The 19652-nt window shown below is 41.9% G+C and carries 13 protein-coding genes and 4 rRNA genes; 11 read left to right on the top strand and 6 right to left on the bottom strand.

The features are described 5' to 3' along the window. Window positions 1–96: 96 nt before the first annotated feature. The 3 genes from dxs to AC5NT5_RS13360 form a co-directional block, all read right to left on the bottom strand. Window positions 97–1959: a 1-deoxy-D-xylulose-5-phosphate synthase gene (dxs, locus tag AC5NT5_RS13370; protein WP_024603572.1), complete on the bottom strand. Its 1863-nt coding sequence runs from the start codon at window positions 1957–1959 to the stop codon at window positions 97–99. Between the two features lie 105 nt (window positions 1960–2064). Beyond that, complete coding sequence (gene ispA / locus AC5NT5_RS13365; protein WP_024597198.1) at window positions 2065–2952, bottom strand: (2E,6E)-farnesyl diphosphate synthase; 888 nt, start codon at window positions 2950–2952, stop codon at window positions 2065–2067. A 2-nt stretch (window positions 2953–2954) separates the two neighbouring features. Next, window positions 2955–3197: an exodeoxyribonuclease VII small subunit gene (locus tag AC5NT5_RS13360; RefSeq protein ID WP_002961738.1), complete on the bottom strand. Its 243-nt coding sequence runs from the start codon at window positions 3195–3197 to the stop codon at window positions 2955–2957. A 321-nt stretch (window positions 3198–3518) separates the two neighbouring features. On the opposite strand from AC5NT5_RS13360, the gene pomA reads away from it, so the two are divergent. From pomA to AC5NT5_RS13340, 4 genes are all read left to right on the top strand, one after another. Continuing rightward, window positions 3519–4286 carry a flagellar motor protein PomA gene (gene pomA / locus AC5NT5_RS13355; RefSeq protein ID WP_024597197.1) on the top strand — a complete coding sequence of 256 codons (768 nt, stop codon included), beginning with the start codon at window positions 3519–3521 and terminating at the stop codon, window positions 4284–4286. A 2-nt stretch (window positions 4287–4288) separates the two neighbouring features. Beyond that, the gene (locus tag AC5NT5_RS13350; RefSeq protein ID WP_024597196.1) at window positions 4289–5209 is read left to right on the top strand and encodes a flagellar motor protein MotB; all 921 of its coding nucleotides are present in this window, start codon (window positions 4289–4291) and stop codon (window positions 5207–5209) included. Between the two features lie 212 nt (window positions 5210–5421). Next, a complete protein-coding gene (locus AC5NT5_RS13345) occupies window positions 5422–5928 on the top strand; it encodes a hypothetical protein (RefSeq protein ID WP_182696310.1) in 507 nt (168 codons plus the stop codon). 45 nt (window positions 5929–5973) lie between these two features. Next, window positions 5974–7914, top strand: a complete 1941-nt coding sequence (locus AC5NT5_RS13340; protein ID WP_182737222.1) for a DNA topoisomerase III — start codon at window positions 5974–5976, stop codon at window positions 7912–7914. Between the two features lie 76 nt (window positions 7915–7990). Here AC5NT5_RS13340 and AC5NT5_RS13335 read toward each other — a convergent pair whose 3' ends face one another. Continuing rightward, window positions 7991–9301 carry a M20 metallopeptidase family protein gene (locus AC5NT5_RS13335; protein ID WP_494513972.1) on the bottom strand — a complete coding sequence of 437 codons (1311 nt, stop codon included), beginning with the start codon at window positions 9299–9301 and terminating at the stop codon, window positions 7991–7993. Between the two features lie 111 nt (window positions 9302–9412). Here AC5NT5_RS13335 and AC5NT5_RS13330 point away from each other — a divergent pair, with 111 nt between their 5' ends. The 6 genes from AC5NT5_RS13330 to glsB all read left to right on the top strand — a co-directional run bounded on the left by AC5NT5_RS13330 (window position 9413) and on the right by glsB (window position 17444). Continuing rightward, entirely contained in the window at window positions 9413–10270 is an 858-nt protein-coding gene (locus tag AC5NT5_RS13330) for a tetratricopeptide repeat protein (protein ID WP_024597192.1), read from the top strand. Between the two features lie 934 nt (window positions 10271–11204). Continuing rightward, window positions 11205–12740, top strand: a 16S ribosomal RNA gene (locus AC5NT5_RS13325). A 298-nt stretch (window positions 12741–13038) separates the two neighbouring features. After that, a 23S ribosomal RNA gene (locus AC5NT5_RS13320) occupies window positions 13039–15928 on the top strand. Window positions 15929–16072: 144 nt separating this feature from the next. Then, window positions 16073–16187: ribosomal RNA gene (gene rrf / locus AC5NT5_RS13315) — 5S ribosomal RNA — on the top strand. A 62-nt stretch (window positions 16188–16249) separates the two neighbouring features. Continuing rightward, window positions 16250–16364 (top strand): 5S ribosomal RNA (gene rrf, locus AC5NT5_RS13310). The 16S, 23S and 5S rRNA genes sit together here, the layout of an rRNA operon. A gap of 156 nt (window positions 16365–16520) precedes the next feature. Continuing rightward, window positions 16521–17444, top strand: a complete 924-nt coding sequence (gene glsB, locus AC5NT5_RS13305; protein WP_024597412.1) for a glutaminase B — start codon at window positions 16521–16523, stop codon at window positions 17442–17444. 36 nt (window positions 17445–17480) lie between these two features. Here the strand turns inward: glsB and AC5NT5_RS13300 are convergent, their stop codons facing one another. Then, a complete protein-coding gene (locus tag AC5NT5_RS13300) occupies window positions 17481–18785 on the bottom strand; it encodes an inosine/guanosine kinase (RefSeq protein WP_033021433.1) in 1305 nt (434 codons plus the stop codon). A 178-nt stretch (window positions 18786–18963) separates the two neighbouring features. Here AC5NT5_RS13300 and tadA point away from each other — a divergent pair, with 178 nt between their 5' ends. Further along, complete coding sequence (gene tadA, locus AC5NT5_RS13295) at window positions 18964–19479, top strand: tRNA adenosine(34) deaminase TadA (RefSeq protein ID WP_002961078.1); 516 nt, start codon at window positions 18964–18966, stop codon at window positions 19477–19479. A gap of 2 nt (window positions 19480–19481) precedes the next feature. Here tadA and AC5NT5_RS13290 read toward each other — a convergent pair whose 3' ends face one another. After that, window positions 19482–19649: a hypothetical protein gene (locus AC5NT5_RS13290; protein ID WP_002961076.1), complete on the bottom strand. Its 168-nt coding sequence runs from the start codon at window positions 19647–19649 to the stop codon at window positions 19482–19484. Window positions 19650–19652: the final 3 nt, after the last annotated feature.

Below are 19652 nucleotides of genomic sequence, written 5' to 3'. Positions count from 1 at the left end.
ATAACGGCTATAAAATGAAACTGGATGCAAAAAAGTTAAAATTAAAAACAAAAAAAGGAGCCTTGAGGCTCCTTTTTAATAAACTAAGTAAATAGCTTAAGCGATAAACGCCTTAATAGCGTTTAATATTCCTTGCTCGCCTAATCCCATTTCATCGTGCATTTCATCTTGCGTGCCGTGTTTAATAAACTCATCAGGAATACCTAAGTTAAGGATATTAATATCAGCTTTTTGCGTTGCCAAGTATTCATTAACTGCAGAGCCAGCACCGCCAGCAATCGCGTTATCTTCAAGCGTAACAAAGGTATCGTGGCTAGTAGCAAGCTCATTTAAAAGTGCAGTATCAAGTGGTTTAATAAAACGCATATTAACAAGCGTTGCATCTAATTCGTTAGCTGCAAGCTGGGCGTTTTCAAGTAATGTACCGAACGATAAAATGGCAATTTTACTGCCTTTCTTAATTGTATCTGCCTTACCTATTTCAAGCAGTTGCATAGTGCTTTCAATGTCTGCAGTACCTGCGCTACCTCGAGGGTAACGAACTGCAACAGGGCAGTTTTCTTTATAACCGGTGTATAGCATTTGGCGGCATTCGTTGGTGTCGCTTGGTGCCATAATTACCATATTTGGAATACAGCGCATAAAGCTTAAATCGTACGCACCTTGGTGAGTTTCACCATCGGCTCCAACAATACCAGCGCGGTCAATGGCAAATAATACAGGTAAGTTTTGCAGTGCAACATCATGTATTAATTGGTCATACGCACGTTGTAAAAAGCTCGAGTAAATAGCAACAACAGGTTTTAAACCTTCACAAGCAAAACCAGCCGCTAAAGTAACTGCATGCTGCTCTGCAATGGCCACATCAAAGTATTGATCTGGAAACTCTTTAGAAAAACGTACCATGCCAGAGCCTTCGCGCATTGCTGGCGTAATAGCCATTAACTTGCTGTCTTGCTTTGCCATGTCGCATAACCAATCGCCGAAAACTTTTGAAAAAGTAGCAGCGCTAGGTTTAGATTTAGGCAGGCTAGTTGTGCTCGGATCGAATTTTGGTACACCATGGTAGCCAATAGGATCGGCTTCAGCCGGTTTGTAGCCCTTACCTTTTTGCGTTTTTATATGTAAAAGCTGTGGGCCTTTTAAATTACGCATATTACGCAATGTATCTACAAGCATGTTTACATCGTGACCATCAATTGGGCCTATGTAATTTAGGCCTAATTCTTCAAAGAAGGTCCCCGGGATCATCATGCCCTTAATGTGCTCTTCCATTTTACTGGCAAGTTGCTTTACCGGAGGCACACCTGAGAGTAACTTTTTACTGCCTTCACGAATGTTAGTATAAAAGCTACCTGATAAAATTCGGGCAAAGTGATTTGTTAATGCGCCAACATTTTCTGAAATCGACATTTCGTTATCATTTAAAATAATAAGCATGTCTGATTTTACATCGCCTAAATGATTCATCGCTTCAAATGCCATGCCTGCGGTGATAGCTCCGTCACCAATAATGGCTACAGATTTTCGACCTTTGCCTTCTTTTTGGGCGGCAATAGACATACCTAAGGCAGCTGAAATAGAGGTGCTTGAATGACCTACGCTAAACGTATCGTATTGGCTTTCATCGCGAAAAGGAAAAGGGTGCAAACCGTCTTTTTGGCGAATAGTGTGCATTTGGTCGCGACGACCTGTAAGGATTTTATGTGGATAAGCTTGGTGACCCACATCCCAAACTAGGCGATCGTCTGGAGTGTTATAAACATAATGTAGCGCAACGGTTAGTTCAACCGTCCCTAAACCAGACGCTAGATGACCGCTACTTTGCGATACTGAGTTGAGTAAATAATCGCGCAGCTCATTGCTAAATGCAGGGAGTTTGTCTTGCGCTAAGTCACGCAATTGGGCTGGCTCGTCAACCAAATTAAGTAATGGATACTTGCTACTATCAAGTGTCATGGTTTTATATATATCCTTCGCTAACATTAATTCATTCAAAGCTTTTACGAATAATTAATGTTGAGTAATAATGTCAGTGCTAATTGCAATACGTATGAGCAAAAATTAGTGGTCACGCTCAATTAGGTAATTTGCTAGCGACGCAAGAAGTGTTGTGTCAGCATCTATATTTGCCAACGCTTCATGGGCTTGTTGTATTAAATTTTGCGCCTTTTCTTTAGCGCCTAGCATACCTAATAACGCCGGATATGTCGCTTTATTCGCGGCAATATCGGAGCCTTGTGGTTTACCTAAAGTAACCGTATCGCCTTCAACATCTAAAATGTCGTCGTGTACTTGAAACGCCAGCCCTATAGCATACCCAAAAATGCTTAAATTTTCTAAGGTTTGTTGATCTGCCTTTTCACTGCACAGTGCACCAAGTGTAATTGCACAATTAATTAAAGCTCCGGTTTTTAGCTTATGTATTCGCTCAAGCTCTTGTACGGTAATTACTTTATCTGTTGCTGCTATGTCAAGACCTTGTCCGCCTACCATGCCCTCAAGGCCTGATGCGTTGGCAAGCGTAGCAATCATTTTTACTTGTGTTTGCGACGAGCATGTAAATTTGTGATTCGCAATAAGCTCAAAGGCGAGTGTTTGTAGGGCATCACCGGCTAAAATTGCATTTGCCTCGCCAAATTCTATGTGGCAAGTAGGGCGGCCACGGCGTAAGTCGTCATCGTCCATAGCGGGCAAATCATCATGAACTAGCGAATAGCTATGGATACACTCAATTGCAGCTGCAAGTACATGTAAGTCTTGCTGGTTTGCACCGAGCATTTTACCTGTGGCATAAACTAAAAATGGACGTAATCTTTTACCGCCATTAAATAATCCATACTGGGTGGCGTTCTTGACTGTTTCTTCAGTATCGAGAGGCTGTTTAAAATGCTGTTGTAAGGTCGCTACTACATCTTTTTGAGCACGTTCGATATAATTATTTATGCTCACAGCTATTCCATATCATTATCAAAATTCGTAAGAACTGACTTTTCGCCATTCCCCATCAAAATTGATACTTTTTGTTCTGCTTGCTGTAATTTACCTGATGAAGCACTTGCTAATGCAATTCCACGCTCAAATTGCTTTAACGATTGCTCAAGCGATAAGTCACCTTGTTCCATGTCACTAACGATTGTAGATAATTCTTCTAGTGCTTGTTCGAAACTTAAGTTTTCAGGTTTTTTAGTCGCCATCTTTATTTCAGCTTACATAATAAATTTAGGGGTCAATTTTAGGGGGAATGCTAAACTAGGTCAAAGGATGATATTGGTTTTTTACCTTTATAACGTTAAATTATATTTCAAGTGTATTAATAAAGCCTTAATAGCGGTCTGTTAGTTTAATAAATCAATTGATAATTAGGTAGCCCTTATAACTTGATCTAAAATAGTGCTAAAGGCTGCTTTTTATGTTTATTTATAAAAATGGCTTAAGCAATTCAATATGTTGCCGATAAGCAGTTAATAATAAAAGTTTATGATAAGGCCATTAAGCATGAAACTTCTGGAGGAAATGTGGATTTAGCAACCATAATCGGGATCCTAGGCGCAATTGGCTTAATTGTCATGTCTATGTTTATGAGTAGTAGCGGTGAAATGGCTATGTTTGCCGATGCTCCTTCTAGTGTAATTGTATTTGGTGGTTCACTTTTCATTGTTTTATCAAATTTCACCATGTCGCAGTTTTTGGGTATAGGTAAAGTTGTTGCTAAAGCGTTTATGTTTAAAATTGAAACGCCAGAAGAGCTTATTGAAAAAGCAGTAGAACTTGCTGATTCAGCTCGTAAAGGGGGGTTTTTAGCACTCGAAGAAGCTGAAATCCCAAATCCATTTATGCGCAAAGGCGTCGACATGCTTGTTGATGGCCATGACGCAGATGTTGTTCGCGCCACACTTCAAAAAGATATCTCTTTAACCACTACTCGACATGAAATGGGCGCAGGCTTATTTAAGTCATTAGCCGATATTGCACCAGCAATGGGAATGATTGGTACTCTAATTGGCTTAGTTGCAATGTTATCTAACATGGATGACCCAAAAGCAATTGGCCCGGCAATGGCGGTAGCGCTTTTAACAACTTTATATGGTGCGTTTTTAGCCAATGTTGTGGCAATTCCTATTCAGGTAAAACTTGAACTACGTAAAGACGAAGAGGCTATGAATCAGCGTTTAATTTTAGATGCTATTTTAGGTATACAAGATGGCCAAAATCCAAAAGTAATCGAAGGTATTTTGAAAAATTACTTAGCTGAATCTAAACGCAAAGTAGATACCGAGGAGTAATTATGTCTGATCAAGAGTGCAAATGCCCACCACCAGGCCTACCAGCATGGATGGGAACATTTGCCGATTTAATGTCACTGTTAATGTGCTTTTTTGTACTCTTGCTTGCGTTTTCAGAAATGGATGTACTTAAGTTTAAACAAATTGCGGGCTCTATGAAGTTTGCTTTTGGTGTGCAGAATAAAATTGAAGTAAAAGATATCCCAAAAGGTACCTCTGTTATTGCTATGGAGTTTACCCCAGGCAAACCAGAACCCACTCCAATAGAAACTATTCAACAACAAACAGTAGAAATGACTCAACAAATGTTAGAGTTTCAGGCTGGAGATGAAAGCTCAGCTGGTGGCAGGCAAGAACAACGCGGGGACAAACGTGGTGGCGAATCTCGTAGTACTTCTCAAGAGCAATCGTCAGAGCAAGCAACTTCAGCGGCCGATCAGGAACAAACTAACGAGCTCGTTAAAAAAATCGCGCAGCAGCTTGAAAAGCAAATAATAGATGGTGCAATTGAGCTTGAATCTTTAGGGCAGCAAATAATTATTCGTATTAGAGAGAATGGTTCATTTCCTTCGGGTAGTGCATTTTTACAACCTAAGTTTAAACCCATAATTCAAGATATTGGTGTACTGTTAAAAGATGTACCTGGCGAAATAACTGTATCTGGCCATACCGACGATTTTCAGGTATCGAATGAGCTATATATTAATAATTGGGACTTATCGTCAAAGCGAGCTGTAGCTGTAGCAAGCGAGCTGCAAACGGTGCAAGGGTTTGATAAAAACCGCATGATGGTAGTGGGGCGAGCTGATACTCGTCCACTTGTTCCAAACGATTCAAATGAAGATCGCCGAAGAAACCGTCGAGTAGAAATATCAATCCTGCAAGGTAAGGCTAAAGAGTCTGCTCCTATTGATGTGCGCTAAGTTATTGCTTGTGTTATATTTCACTATGTTTGTTTTGATTTAAGGTACTTAATTGCCTTAAGTATCTTGGCAATTTCGTCATTTTAGCTTACAGTACATTTCCTTAACATATGTAATGGAGTGCCTGTGAAAATAATCAATAAATATTGCGACATGCCGGGTAATGGTGATGGTACTGATGACGATAAAAAAACAAAATAGGGCAGAGTATTTTGCCTGAATGGTTTTTATATATTGTTAGTATTTTAAGCAAAAGCTGGGTTTTAATGCTAAGTCCGGCTATTTTTATATTTTTTGTATTTAAAGATCGCCTAGCCTTTCGATTTGTATTACTTACCGCAGCTTTTTTCCTCTTTGGTAACCTAACTGCTTCAAGCCTACGAGCGTTTGATGACATTTATATTTATCGTTATTTAGTTTGGGCGATCACAGATATTATTTGGATGGCACTTATAGCTTACTGGGGTATAAAGGATAAAGTTTATTTATGGCAATGTGTTATTGGGCAACTAGTTGTTATTGGCGCACCTATATTACAACTATTCCGATTAGTTGACCGCCATTTGTGGGATTTAGCTTACAGTACCGTTATTTATCAGACCCTAATGCCATTTATCAATATTGCCACGGTGGTTGTATGCTATTTACCTTTAATTATCCTTTTCACTAAGCAAGGTAGTGTAAAGTCAAAAATAGAAAACTCCCCACCTTCAAAATAGCTGTGCTAAACTACTGTTTATATAAACAGTGAGTGAGCGACTCCCATGAAACTCTACATTGCAGAAAAACCATCACTAGGCAGAGCAATTGCTGATGCCTTACCAAAACCACATAAAAAACATGATGGTTATATAGAAGTCGCTAATGGCGATTGTGTATCGTGGTGTATTGGGCATTTGCTAGAACAAGCAGAACCCGATGACTATGATGAGCGCTTTAAAAAATGGCAGTTTGAACACTTACCTATAATACCTGAACAGTGGAAGTTAAAAGCCAAAACCAAAACTCGCAAACAGCTCACTGTTTTAAAAAAATTAATTAAACAGGCCTCGCAACTTATTCACGCTGGCGATCCAGACCGTGAAGGCCAGCTACTAGTCGATCAAGTAATAGAAGAAGCCAAAATAAGTCAGGCTAAAAAGCAGAGTACGCAACGTTTACTCATTAGTGATTTAAATTTGTCCGCAGTAAAAAAATCACTGGGTACTATGCGTTCTAATCGAGATTTTATTCCGTTAAGTGTATCTGCTTTAGCGCGCTCTCGTGCTGATTGGCTATTTGGTATGAATTTAACGCGTGCATATACGTTAGCAGGGCAAAAAGCAGGGTTTGGTAATGTACTTTCGGTAGGGCGAGTACAAACCCCTATTTTAGGTCTTGTTGTTAATAGAGATAACGAAATAGCGAACTTTGTATCTAAGCCTTTTTACGATGTATTGGCGCATTTGCTTACTCCAGATAATCAACCATTCATAGCTAAGTGGGTTCCAAGCAAAGCATGTGAGCCACATCAAGATGAAGAAGGGCGAATACTTAACAAAGCTCTTGCAGAAAATGTTGCTTCACGTATTACAAGGCAAAGTGCTGAGCTTATTTCACTCGACCAAAAACAAAAAAAGCAAAGTGCTCCATTACCTTATAATTTATCTGCTCTGCAAATAGATGCCGCTAAAGCATTTGGTATGCCAGCTCAAAAAGTATTGGATATTTGCCAAATACTTTACGAACGTCATAAACTAATTACTTACCCACGCTCAGATAATCGTTATTTACCCAAAGATCACCATCAAGAAGCATCTGCTATTTTAAAGGCAATAAGTGCAAATGGGGGGCAAAGCAGTGAATTAGTAAACGGGGCTGATGTAAAAAAGCATAGTAAATGTTTTAACGATTCAAAAGTAGCTGCCCATCATGCCATTGTGCCTACGGCTAAGCAGTTAAAGTCAGCGAGTTTGAGCGGTGACGAAGCAAAGGTATATCAATTAATAAGCCGTCATTACTTAATTCAGTTTTATCCCGACTATATATATAACGAAACTAAAGCTGAGGTAATTATTGCTGGTGGGCTTTTTAAGGCAAATGCAAAGCAAGATGTAAGCTTGGGTTTTAAGGTGTTAATGGGTAAATCTGAATTAAAAGATGAAGCCTCGCTACCTCCTTTAACAAAAGGTATGCCTCTTTTTTGCGATAAAGGCGAAGTAGTCGAAAAGCATACATCACCCCCTGCTTATTTTACCGATGCCACATTGTTGGCTGCGATGACGGGCATTAGCCGTTATGTTAAAGATCCACAAATTAAAAAAGTATTAAAAGACACTGATGGTTTAGGTACGGAGGCAACACGTGCGGGAATAATCGAGTTGCTATTTAAGCGGCGTTTTTTAAAACGTGAAGGTAAGTCAATTAGAGCGACCGAAACGGGACTTGCTCTTATTAGCGTATTACCACAAGGTTTAGCGAGTCCTGATTTAACCGCAAAGTGGGAGTCGAGCTTAGGTGATATTGCACAGCAGGCAATGAGTTATCAGCAATTTTTACAGCCTTTACTTGCTGACCTAAATGGGTTTGTTCAATTAGCAGCAAACTGCGATAGCAATGCATTTGCGAAGTTACCAAAAACCTCACCTAAAAAACGTTTTGCTAAACGAGGTGGAAAAGCGACCTTTAAAAAGTCGAGTTATAAAAAAAGCTCTGTTGCTAGTTAGCAACAGAGCTTTTTTATTAAACGATATTTCTCAACCTGAACTCTGTTTGAGATAGATTTATTATCCAGAATTCAGGTTACTTATTAAATAAAGCAACAGCAGCGTTACTCATTGCTTTTATTCCAGTAGGAATAGCAACTTTATAATCTGGTGCAAATTTATTAGAGTGTAGAGAAGGGAGTACCTCACCTGTTTTTATTGAATCTGCATATTGTGCTTGGTTTACGCCTCCTAGCCAAAAGAGGGTGATAGGGATATTTTCATCGGTGCGCCCGTATAGGCCAAAATCTTCACCCGCCATTACAGCTTGTGTTTCAAGTACATTAGTATCGCCAATTGCGCTGGCAATAGAGTTTCTAACAATGTCTGTTTGTGCAGGGTTATTATAAGTAGATGGAATCGATTCATCTTCATGTACATATATTACAGGGTAGTTAGATTCATTTAAGCCAGCACTTTGTGCAATACCTGCGGTGATTCGTTTTATTGCTGCTATTTGAGCGCTTCTTACATCGGGGTTATAGCTTCTAAGAGTGAGTTGTAGTTTTACTTCATCCGAAATCACATTATGTTTTGAACCACCATGAATAGACCCCACTGTAATAACAGAAGGCTCAAGCGGTGAAAGCTCTCGGCTTGTGATTGTTTGCAAAGCAAGTACAGTGCGTGCAGCTATAACCACTGGGTCTATAGTTGTATGCGGATAAGCACCATGACCACCTTTACCTTTAATTGTAATATCGACAGAATCTACACTTGCCATCGTGTATTCATTTTTCATTGATACCTTACCAGCGGGGACGCTAGCGCTTACATGTAAAGCAATTATATGATCAGGTTTTGCAAATTTACTAAATAGTCCTTCGCTTAACATCGCTTTAGCACCCCCACCTACTTCTTCTGCAGGCTGTGCAACCATCATTAATGTACCTTGCCACTGTTTTTTATGAGCAATTAACTGCTCTGCAGTTCCAATAAAAGAGCTCATGTGGATATCGTGGCCACAGCCGTGCATTACACCTACTTTTGCACCGTGCTCATCTATTACTTTGACTTTTGAGGCATAGGATTTTCCTGTTTGCTCAATAATAGGTAAGCCATCAGTATCAGTGCGGATCATTACTGTCGGCCCCTCACCATTTTTATAAATACCAACTACACCAAAGCCACCTACATTACTTGTTACTTTAAAACCCAGCTGAGTTAATCTATCTGCTATCTTTTTACCTGTTTTTTGTTCGTGATAAGAAAGCTCTGGGGATTGGTGTAAGTCGAGGTAAAACTTTTCAATAGCTGGCATGGCTTTGCTTAAATTCAAATCGAGTCCATTTGCTTGTACTAATGGGCTTGCTAATAAAAGTATTGCACTTAGGTAAGTTAATTTCATATTTTCCCTTATTGTTGAATATGTATACCGAGTGATTTAGGTATATGACTTGTAATTATTATGTTCACCACCATATAAAAACCTAAATAGACGAATATGGCAATCAATTCAATGAGCAACATAGTTAGTATTAATGCGCAAAACCTTCAACAAGTACTCGGTGAAACATCACAACAAAAATTGGTGTTGCTTAACTTTTTCTCTCCTCAAAGTCCTGACTGCATTGGACAGGCTGCAATTTTAGATAAAGTAGCAGCAGAATATGCAAGCTATATAGTAGTAGCAAACTTAGATTGCGATGCAGAACAAGCACTCGCTTCTCAACTTGCGCAACAAGTTGGTCTGCAAACACTGCCTACGCTTGTATTGTTAAAAGACTCCGCACCAGTAGATTTACTTGCAGGTGTTCAAAGCGAAGCGCAAATACGCGAAGCCCTAGCAAAGCATTTACCTGCGCAACAAGACTTACTATTAGAACAAGCAAAGCAAGCGTTATTAAAGTCAGATTTAAATGCTGCATTTAATTATGCAAAGCAAGCTTATGAAATAGACAGCGGTAATGCACGTATCAAGTTAGTGCTAGCAGACATATGTATTCAAATTCACAAGGTAGATGAAGCGCAAGCGCTTATAAATACAATAGATGCACAAGAGCAAGATGCTTACTTTAATAATATAAAAGCAAAATGCGAAGCCGCGCTTGAAGCAAAAGATTCACCAGAGATTAAAGAAAAGCAACAACAAGTAGAAAAGTATCCAAATGACTTAGAATTAAAAGAAGAGCTCAGTATTTTACTTAATGAAGCAGGCAGAAAAGAAGAAGCATTGGATGTACTGTTTACAGTTCTACAAAAAGATCTGAACTTCAACGAAGCAAAACCAAGCTTTTTAGCCATTATTGCCTCTTTACCTGATGGCGACGCACTCGCAGCTAAGTATCGTCGCAAGTTATATAGTATTTTATACTAGGGTCTGTTGCTCTTTGCGGATTGAAATTTGTTCAAACTAGGGGGTGTTTAATCGCGGCGCGAGATTTGTAACCTAGTGGGCTAAGTAAAAACCGAGTAACAAAGAGTAAATAGCCCCTAGGAAGAACCCTTTGGGCAGCGCCTGTTTGGCATTAATGCTACGTTATCGCCTATTTATGGGGAGTAACCACACTACATAGGCTCTGCCTTGCCTGAATACCAAACAGGCTGCTGCAAATTTAACATTGAAAGATAAACAGACCCTAGATTCTAATAACTATTACTTTTGAGAAGCACCTAAATAAGGTGCTTTTTGCATTTTTAAGGTTTTAATTAATATCTTTAGTATGGTTTAGCTATGTAAAAACAAGAGTTATCAACAGGGTTTTGTGGGTAACTTGTGTTTATCGTGTGTGCTTGCTTGGGGCTTAATTTTAATTACTATTTTATGCAAATAACGCTTGCGTAAAATCCGCCGCTCCCTATAATGCGACCCCACTGAGACGGGATATGGCGACGCGCAGCGGACGAAGCATAGCGAGGCACGAACTACTCAGAGAGTTAAATAAAACTTCGGTTTTAAATTGTCGAAAGAAAGTTTAAAACAAAGTCTTGACTCGAAAAATAAAGGGTGTATTATTCGCATCCCTTGAGACGCTGAAGCGACTCAAAACGTTCTTTAACAATATAAAGCAATCATCTGTGTGGGCACTCGTACAGATTGAGTTCTAACAGCCAACCTACTTCGGTAGCGAGGCAAACAAATTAGAGTCTCAATTGAAACTGAGTGACCATATGTTATTAAAAGATTCAGCCTTGAGCTGTTTTGATTTCACTTTTTTAAAAGTGAAAATAATAACGCACAGTCAATTCGTTTTTGGCAACAAAAACAAAAATTCAGAATTCATTGAGCTGTCGAAAGACATAAAACTTTTTAATTGAAGAGTTTGATCATGGCTCAGATTGAACGCTGGCGGCAGGCCTAACACATGCAAGTCGAGCGGTAACAGAAAGTAGCTTGCTACTTTGCTGACGAGCGGCGGACGGGTGAGTAATGCTTGGGAACATGCCTTGAGGTGGGGGACAACAGTTGGAAACGACTGCTAATACCGCATAATGTCTACGGACCAAAGGGGGCTTCGGCTCTCGCCTTTAGATTGGCCCAAGTGGGATTAGCTAGTTGGTGAGGTAATGGCTCACCAAGGCGACGATCCCTAGCTGGTTTGAGAGGATGATCAGCCACACTGGGACTGAGACACGGCCCAGACTCCTACGGGAGGCAGCAGTGGGGAATATTGCACAATGGGCGCAAGCCTGATGCAGCCATGCCGCGTGTGTGAAGAAGGCCTTCGGGTTGTAAAGCACTTTCAGTCAGGAGGAAAGGTTAACGGTTAATACCCGTTAGCTGTGACGTTACTGACAGAAGAAGCACCGGCTAACTCCGTGCCAGCAGCCGCGGTAATACGGAGGGTGCGAGCGTTAATCGGAATTACTGGGCGTAAAGCGTACGCAGGCGGTTTGTTAAGCGAGATGTGAAAGCCCCGGGCTCAACCTGGGAACTGCATTTCGAACTGGCAAACTAGAGTGTGATAGAGGGTGGTAGAATTTCAGGTGTAGCGGTGAAATGCGTAGAGATCTGAAGGAATACCGATGGCGAAGGCAGCCACCTGGGTCAACACTGACGCTCATGTACGAAAGCGTGGGGAGCAAACGGGATTAGATACCCCGGTAGTCCACGCCGTAAACGATGTCTACTAGAAGCTCGGAGCCTCGGTTCTGTTTTTCAAAGCTAACGCATTAAGTAGACCGCCTGGGGAGTACGGCCGCAAGGTTAAAACTCAAATGAATTGACGGGGGCCCGCACAAGCGGTGGAGCATGTGGTTTAATTCGATGCAACGCGAAGAACCTTACCTACACTTGACATACAGAGAACTTATCAGAGATGGTTTGGTGCCTTCGGGAGCTCTGATACAGGTGCTGCATGGCTGTCGTCAGCTCGTGTTGTGAGATGTTGGGTTAAGTCCCGCAACGAGCGCAACCCCTATCCTTAGTTGCTAGCAGGTAATGCTGAGAACTCTAAGGAGACTGCCGGTGATAAACCGGAGGAAGGTGGGGACGACGTCAAGTCATCATGGCCCTTACGTGTAGGGCTACACACGTGCTACAATGGCGCATACAGAGTGCTGCGAACTCGCGAGAGTAAGCGAATCACTTAAAGTGCGTCGTAGTCCGGATTGGAGTCTGCAACTCGACTCCATGAAGTCGGAATCGCTAGTAATCGCGTATCAGAATGACGCGGTGAATACGTTCCCGGGCCTTGTACACACCGCCCGTCACACCATGGGAGTGGGTTGCTCCAGAAGTAGATAGTCTAACCCTCGGGAGGACGTTTACCACGGAGTGATTCATGACTGGGGTGAAGTCGTAACAAGGTAGCCCTAGGGGAACCTGGGGCTGGATCACCTCCTTATACGATTTAGAACTTATTTGTTCGTAGTGTCCACACAGATGATTGTTAATTAGTGCTTATTCTTCGGAATAACTAATTAATATGCTCTTTAAAAATTTGGAAAAGCTGATAATAAAATTCTGATAGATACTTTGTATTTATCAAGAGTTTTCAAAAGTAAAAAAAGAATGGTAGCAGTACCATTCAGTGCCATTTAATTAACTCTTATGAGTTGATTGATTGGTATCTACTTTAGTATTCAATATTAACTTCTGGCGAAGTTAAACTGTCACAAAACAAAGACCCGTTTGGGTTGTATGGTTAAGTGACTAAGCGTACACGGTGGATGCCTTGGCAGTTGGAGGCGATGAAGGACGTATTAACTTGCGATAAGCCTAGTCAAGCTAGTAAAAAGCGCTTGAGACTAGGATTTCCGAATGGGGAAACCCACCTGCTTGCAGGTATCGTTAACTGAATACATAGGTTAACGAGGCGAACGCGGAGAACTGAAACATCTAAGTACCCGTAGGAAAAGAAATCAACCGAGATTCCGAAAGTAGCGGCGAGCGAAATCGGAACAGCCCTTAAGCTTATTATGTGTTAATGGAAGGCTCTGGAAAGTGCCACGATACAGGGTGATAGTCCCGTACATGAAAAGACATTTTAAGTGAAATCGAGTAGGTCGGAGCACGTGAAACTTTGACTGAATATAGGTGGACCATCATCTAAGGCTAAATACTCCCAACTGACCGATAGTGAACCAGTACCGTGAGGGAAAGGCGAAAAGAACCCCTGTGAGGGGAGTGAAATAGAACCTGAAACCGTGTACGTACAAGCAGTAGGAGCCCACTTGTTGGGTGACTGCGTACCTTTTGTATAATGGGTCAGCGACTTATATTTTGTAGCGAGGTTAACCGAATAGGGTAGCCGTAGGGAAACCGAGTCTTAACTGGGCGAATAGTTGCAAGGTATAGACCCGAAACCCGGTGATCTAGCCATGGGCAGGTTGAAGGTTGAGTAACATCAACTGGAGGACCGAACCCACTAACGTTGAAAAGTTAGGGGATGACCTGTGGCTAGGAGTGAAAGGCTAATCAAACCGGGAGATAGCTGGTTCTCCCCGAAATCTATTTAGGTAGAGCCTCGGACGAATACTTACGGGGGTAGAGCACTGTTAAGGCTAGGGGGTCATCCCGACTTACCAACCCTTTGCAAACTCCGAATACCGTAAAGTAATATCCGGGAGACACACGGCGGGTGCTAACGTCCGTCGTGAAGAGGGAAACAACCCAGACCGCCAGCTAAGGTCCCAAAGTCATAGTTAAGTGGGAAACGATGTGGAAAGGCCCAGACAGCCAGGAGGTTGGCTTAGAAGCAGCCATCCTTTAAAGAAAGCGTAATAGCTCACTGGTCGAGTCGGTCTGCGCGGAAGATGTAACGGGGCTAAACTATGCACCGAAGCTGCGGATTCAGAATTTATTCTGAGTGGTAGGGGAGCGTTCTGTAAGCGGTTGAAGGTGTACCGGGAGGTATGCTGGACGTATCAGAAGTGCGAATGCTGACATGAGTAACGATAATGGGAGTGAAAAACTCCCACGCCGGAAGACCAAGGGTTCCTATCCCATGTTAATCAGGGTAGGGTAAGTCGACCCCTAAGGCGAGGCCGAAAGGCGTAGTCGATGGGAAACAGATTAATATTTCTGTACTCGATATAATTGCGATGGGGGGACGGAGCAGGCTAAACAAGCATGGCGTTGGTAGTCCATGTGAAAGTGAGTAGGTTGGCGACTTAGGTAAATCCGGGTTGCTGTTAAGACTGAGACACGAGACGAGTCACTACGGTGATGAAGTTGTTGATGCCATACTTCCAGGAAAAGCCTCTAAGCTTCAGATTATATGGAATCGTACCCCAAACCGACACAGGTGGTCAGGTAGAGAATACTAAGGCGCTTGAGAGAACTCGGGTGAAGGAACTAGGCAAAATCGTACCGTAACTTCGGGAGAAGGTACGCTCCTATCTGTGATGAGACTTGCTCTCTAAGCGGACGGGAGCCGCAGTGACCAGGTGGCTGGGACTGTTTATTAAAAACACAGCACTGTGCAAAATCGCAAGATGACGTATACGGTGTGACACCTGCCCGGTGCCGGAAGGTTAATTGATGGGGTTATCCTTAGGGAGAAGCTCTTGATCGAAGCCCCGGTAAACGGCGGCCGTAACTATAACGGTCCTAAGGTAGCGAAATTCCTTGTCGGGTAAGTTCCGACCTGCACGAATGGTGTAACCATGGCCACGCTGTCTCCACCCGAGACTCAGTGAAATTGAAATCGCAGTGAAGATGCTGTGTACCCGCGGCTAGACGGAAAGACCCCGTGAACCTTTACTACAGCTTGGCACTGAACATTGAACCTACATGTGTAGGATAGGTGGGAGACTTTGAAGCAGCGACGCTAGTTGTTGTGGAGTCGTCCTTGAAATACCACCCTTGTAGTTTTGATGTTCTAACGTTGGCCCCTGAATCGGGGTTACGGACAGTGCCTGGTGGGTAGTTTGACTGGGGCGGTCTCCTCCTAAAGAGTAACGGAGGAGCACGAAGGTTGGCTAAGTACGGTCGGACATCGTACGGTTAGTGTAATGGTAGAAGCCAGCTTAACTGCGAGACAGACACGTCGAGCAGGTACGAAAGTAGGTCATAGTGATCCGGTGGTTCTGAATGGAAGGGCCATCGCTCAACGGATAAAAGGTACTCCGGGGATAACAGGCTGATACCGCCCAAGAGTTCATATCGACGGCGGTGTTTGGCACCTCGATGTCGGCTCATCACATCCTGGGGCTGAAGTCGGTCCCAAGGGTATGGCTGTTCGCCATTTAAAGTGGTACGCGAGCTGGGTTTAGAACGTCGTGAGACAGTTCGGTCCCTATCTGCCGTGGGCGTTTGAGAATTGAGAGGGGTTGCTCCTAGTACGAGAGGACCGGAGTGAACGAACCGCTGGTGTTCGGGTTGTCATGCCAATGGCATTGCCCGGTAGCTACGTTCGGAACTGATAAGCGCTGAAAGCATCTAAGCGCGAAGCAGGCCTCGAGATGAGTTCTCACTAGACTTTTAAAGTCTCTGAAGGGCCGTTGAAGACTACAACGTTGATAGGCAAGATGTGGAAGTGGTGTGAGCCATTAAGCTAACTTGTACTAATTACCCGTGAGGCTTAACCATACAACGCCAAACGCGTTTTATGCGACAGTTTGACAGAAGTTAATATAACTAAAGTAGACATTACTTAGAAAGACTTAAAAAATATTATCAGATATTTTCCAAATTCAGTTAATACGTAGAAATACGGATTAACGCCCAAATTTGCTTGGTGACAATAGCGTTTTGGACCCACCTGACTCCATGCCGAACTCAGTAGTGAAACGAAACAGCGCCGATGATAGTGTAGCATTTGCTATGTGAAAGTAGGACATTACCAGGCTTCAAATTCAGTCGAAGGACTTTAACCTTAATAATTAAAATAAGAAAATTGAAAAGAATTTTCTTGGTGACAATAGCGTTTTGGACCCACCTGATCCCATGCCGAACTCAGTAGTGAAACGAAACAGCGCCGATGATAGTGTAGCATTTGCTATGTGAAAGTAGGACATTACCAGGATTTAATTAAGAGAAACCCGTTACAGTAATGTGACGGGTTTTTTGCTTTTTTAAATTAAGAAAAACATCCCCCCTTTAAATTCAACAACAAAACTAGTTGCGTCTATTCGCGCGTGCTAAAATCCAATTTTTATGAATGATGATATAGAGGTCTAGTTTGCCTACAGCTGATTACCAAAAGGTGCTTGATGAAATAGCACATGAAGTACGCCCTTTATTATCACAAGGAACAGTAGCTGATTATATACCGGCCCTTGCAGAGGTCGATCCTGAGCAATTTTCTATCGCTATTTATACAACTGATGGTAAGACTGTATGTGCGGGGGATTGCTCTCAACGTTTTACCATTCAGTCTGTTTCAAAAGTTATGACACTTACTATGGCACTGCAACGTTATGGTGATGAACTTTGGCATCGAGTTGGAAAGGAGCCTTCAGGTACTGCCTTTAATTCGCTTACACAGCTTGAGTTTGAAAAAGGGATTCCTCGTAACCCTTTCATAAATGCAGGCGCAATTGTAACGTGTGATGCGTTATACAGCCGCTTATCTGCACCAATGCACTCTATGCTCGAGACCTTTAGGTTGTTAGCTGGTAATAGAGGGATAGTGATTGATAAAAAAGTCGCTAATTCTGAGTATGAATTTAGACACCGTAATGCTGCTATGGCACATTTAATGAAGTCGTTTGGTAATTTTGAAAATGAAGTCGATGATGTTTTATGGTCTTACTTTAACTTTTGTTCTATTGAGCTCAACTGTATTGAATTAGCCAAAGCTTATAATTTTTTAGCAAATAAAGGTGTTGATAATCGATCGGGCGATCGTGTTTTAAGTAGCCGTCAAAATAAGCAGCTTAATTCGCTATTATTTACCAGTGGCTTATACGATGCTGCGGGGGATTTTGGTTACAGAGTAGGTATGCCAGGTAAATCGGGAGTGTCAGGGACTATTTTAGCCGTGTTACCAAATAAGTTTACGGTAGCTGTTTATTCTCCGGGACTTAATTCGTTTGGTAATTCGGTTGCAGGAATTGCAGCGTTGGAACTGCTATCTAAAAAGCTCGATATTTCTATTTTTTAGGAAGTTGATAGGGAGCAATGATTGCTCCCACCGTTATTATTGTTCCCAATAAACCTGTTCTAAGCAGTCTTCGCGTTCTGGTAAACCGCGAGATAAACGAGGAGAGTGCTGAACTAACACTTCATAACTAGCTCGGTTAGCATATTTACTAATTTGCGATAGTGACGAGTAAGTAATAGCTTGTTGCTGATGTTTAGCTGAGTTTGCCACATTAAGCTTATGGTAAACATTCGCTGACAAATCATGAAGCACAGCCGCAAGTGCGCAATCGCCTGCACCATTGGTGTTTTTGATTGAATCAGGTCCACCCATAAATGGGGCTGTATGGCTATATGCTCTGATAGGCTCATCACACTCGGTTTTACGCATAGCACGTGAAAATTCGTATCGATTAAAATCAGGTATGGCGCCTGGTAATAACGGATATTCGGTTTCACGCTTTAAGCTTTCGTCTACGTAGCCGGCCATAAATAAGCCTTTTTCGCCAGCGGTGCAAATTACCAAATCTACCCAATCAAGTGCTTTATCGGCAGCTAGAAGAGGGTCTTCAAAACCTGTAATAGCTAACCCTTCTTCTTCGTTCATAGCAAGAATATCAACATGCTTTTCAACAAAGTTTGCCCACCAGGTCGGGTCTTGTTCAATTAAGAATTTAGTTCCGAGTGTAAGAACAACTGGCACACCTGCATCATTAGCGTATTTTACCGCTTGCATAGTCGCTTCAGTCATCGTTTCACTACCTTGCGTACGCATGAGGTAGGCACTGATCACTAATGCTGATGAATTTTCAATAAGGTTTTTATCGATAGATTCAGGACGTAAGTGATTCATTAGGCCCGCACTTATCGCAAAAGTACGCTCACCGGTTTCATCAATTAATGTAAAACAACGACCTATAGGCCCATCTACTGGTTGGAGATAGTTTAAATCTACACGGCTTGAGGTATTACATAAAAAGCGGTAAGCATAGCTACCTATTTTTATATTTTCGCTCATTACGCCTAATAAAACTGAGCGATCATCTGCAAGTACAGAGTAGTTGTGCATAGTGTTACCAATGGTCCCACCGGCAAACTCAAAATCAACCATATCGTTTAATTTTAAACGATCGTATAAGGCGTTCGTTATGTCGCTATCAATAACTTGTGACATACCTCTACGTAGTTGAAATTCGTCAAGGAAAGCTTGATCAACTTTTGCCTCTATATCAACAACGATCTGATCGATACCCGTAATATAACTACGTTGTAATCGCTCTGTTGCGTTAAGTTGATTAGTAAGTGGATCTTTGGCTTCCACTGGAAAATAATGTTTATGCCTGCGGCGTCCAGGAAATTTCATTTGCTACCCGTGTTGTGAGCTAAATAAAAAAAGCGTGAGATTATAGCGTAAATCCACACTAGTGAGCCATTACAAACAGGTAAATATCGTTTTATTTTTGCAATAAAGTAATGAATGACGCACTTTAGAGTGCTAACTAGGTATAATTACAGCATAAAAAGTTATTTAAGTAGAAAGAATGAACGAGCCATTTAATGATTCCTACTGGATGGAGCAAGCGCTTTTGTATGCAAAGCAAGCAGAGTTGCTTGATGAAATTCCGGTTGGAGCAATTGTAGTAAAAGATAACCAGCTAATTTCAGTGGGGTACAACCGCTCAATAACGGATAACGACCCATCAGCCCATGCGGAAATGATTGCAGTGCGAGAAGCTGGAAAAGTACTTAATAATTACCGCTTAATTGATTGCACACTATATGTAACGTTAGAGCCTTGCTCTATGTGTGCAGGACTGTTGGTGCATAGCAGAATAAAGCGTTTAGTATTTGGTGCCCTCGATGCTAAAACAGGGTCTGCAGGTTCAATTATGAACTTATTACAAGAGCCGAGGTTAAATCATCAAGTTGAGGTGTGCGGTGGTGTTTTGGCACAGCAATGCGGTGATACTATTTCGAATTTTTTTAAGCGTAGAAGAGCGCAAATTAAAGCAGCTAAGAAAGCTGCTCGTGATGAACAAATAAATAAACCTAGCTAGAGTTAACTAGCGATTGGCTCTATTTCTGTTTCAGCCATTTGCTGCATAGCAAACATTCGGCGGCGCCAGATGATTTTTTTGTGCAGTTTTCTTAGCATAACACGACGACGTGTGGCTGTTGAATAAATCACATTGCGTTTTAATTTTTGTGTGCGTCTACGTTTTAGCATGTT

Source organism: Pseudoalteromonas sp. J2K-J599 (assembly GCF_059295115.2).
This window is presented reverse-complemented; position numbering and strand designations above follow the sequence as displayed.

What these genes read in the sequence shown, in the direction of transcription:
- AC5NT5_RS13335 (WP_494513972.1), bottom strand. Translation starts at nt 9,301, where the DNA reads ATGAAATTAACTTACCTAAGTGCAATACTTTTATTAGCAAGCCCATTA.
- AC5NT5_RS13350 (WP_024597196.1), top strand. Translation starts at nt 4,289, where the DNA reads ATGTCTGATCAAGAGTGCAAATGCCCACCACCAGGCCTACCAGCATGG.
- AC5NT5_RS13330 (WP_024597192.1), top strand. Translation starts at nt 9,413, where the DNA reads ATGAGCAACATAGTTAGTATTAATGCGCAAAACCTTCAACAAGTACTC.
- AC5NT5_RS13300 (WP_033021433.1), bottom strand. Translation starts at nt 18,785, where the DNA reads ATGAAATTTCCTGGACGCCGCAGGCATAAACATTATTTTCCAGTGGAA.
- tadA (WP_002961078.1), top strand. Translation starts at nt 18,964, where the DNA reads ATGAACGAGCCATTTAATGATTCCTACTGGATGGAGCAAGCGCTTTTG.
- AC5NT5_RS13340 (WP_182737222.1), top strand. Translation starts at nt 5,974, where the DNA reads ATGAAACTCTACATTGCAGAAAAACCATCACTAGGCAGAGCAATTGCT.
- dxs (WP_024603572.1), bottom strand. Translation starts at nt 1,959, where the DNA reads ATGACACTTGATAGTAGCAAGTATCCATTACTTAATTTGGTTGACGAG.
- AC5NT5_RS13290 (WP_002961076.1), bottom strand. Translation starts at nt 19,649, where the DNA reads ATGCTAAAACGTAGACGCACACAAAAATTAAAACGCAATGTGATTTAT.
- AC5NT5_RS13360 (WP_002961738.1), bottom strand. Translation starts at nt 3,197, where the DNA reads ATGGCGACTAAAAAACCTGAAAACTTAAGTTTCGAACAAGCACTAGAA.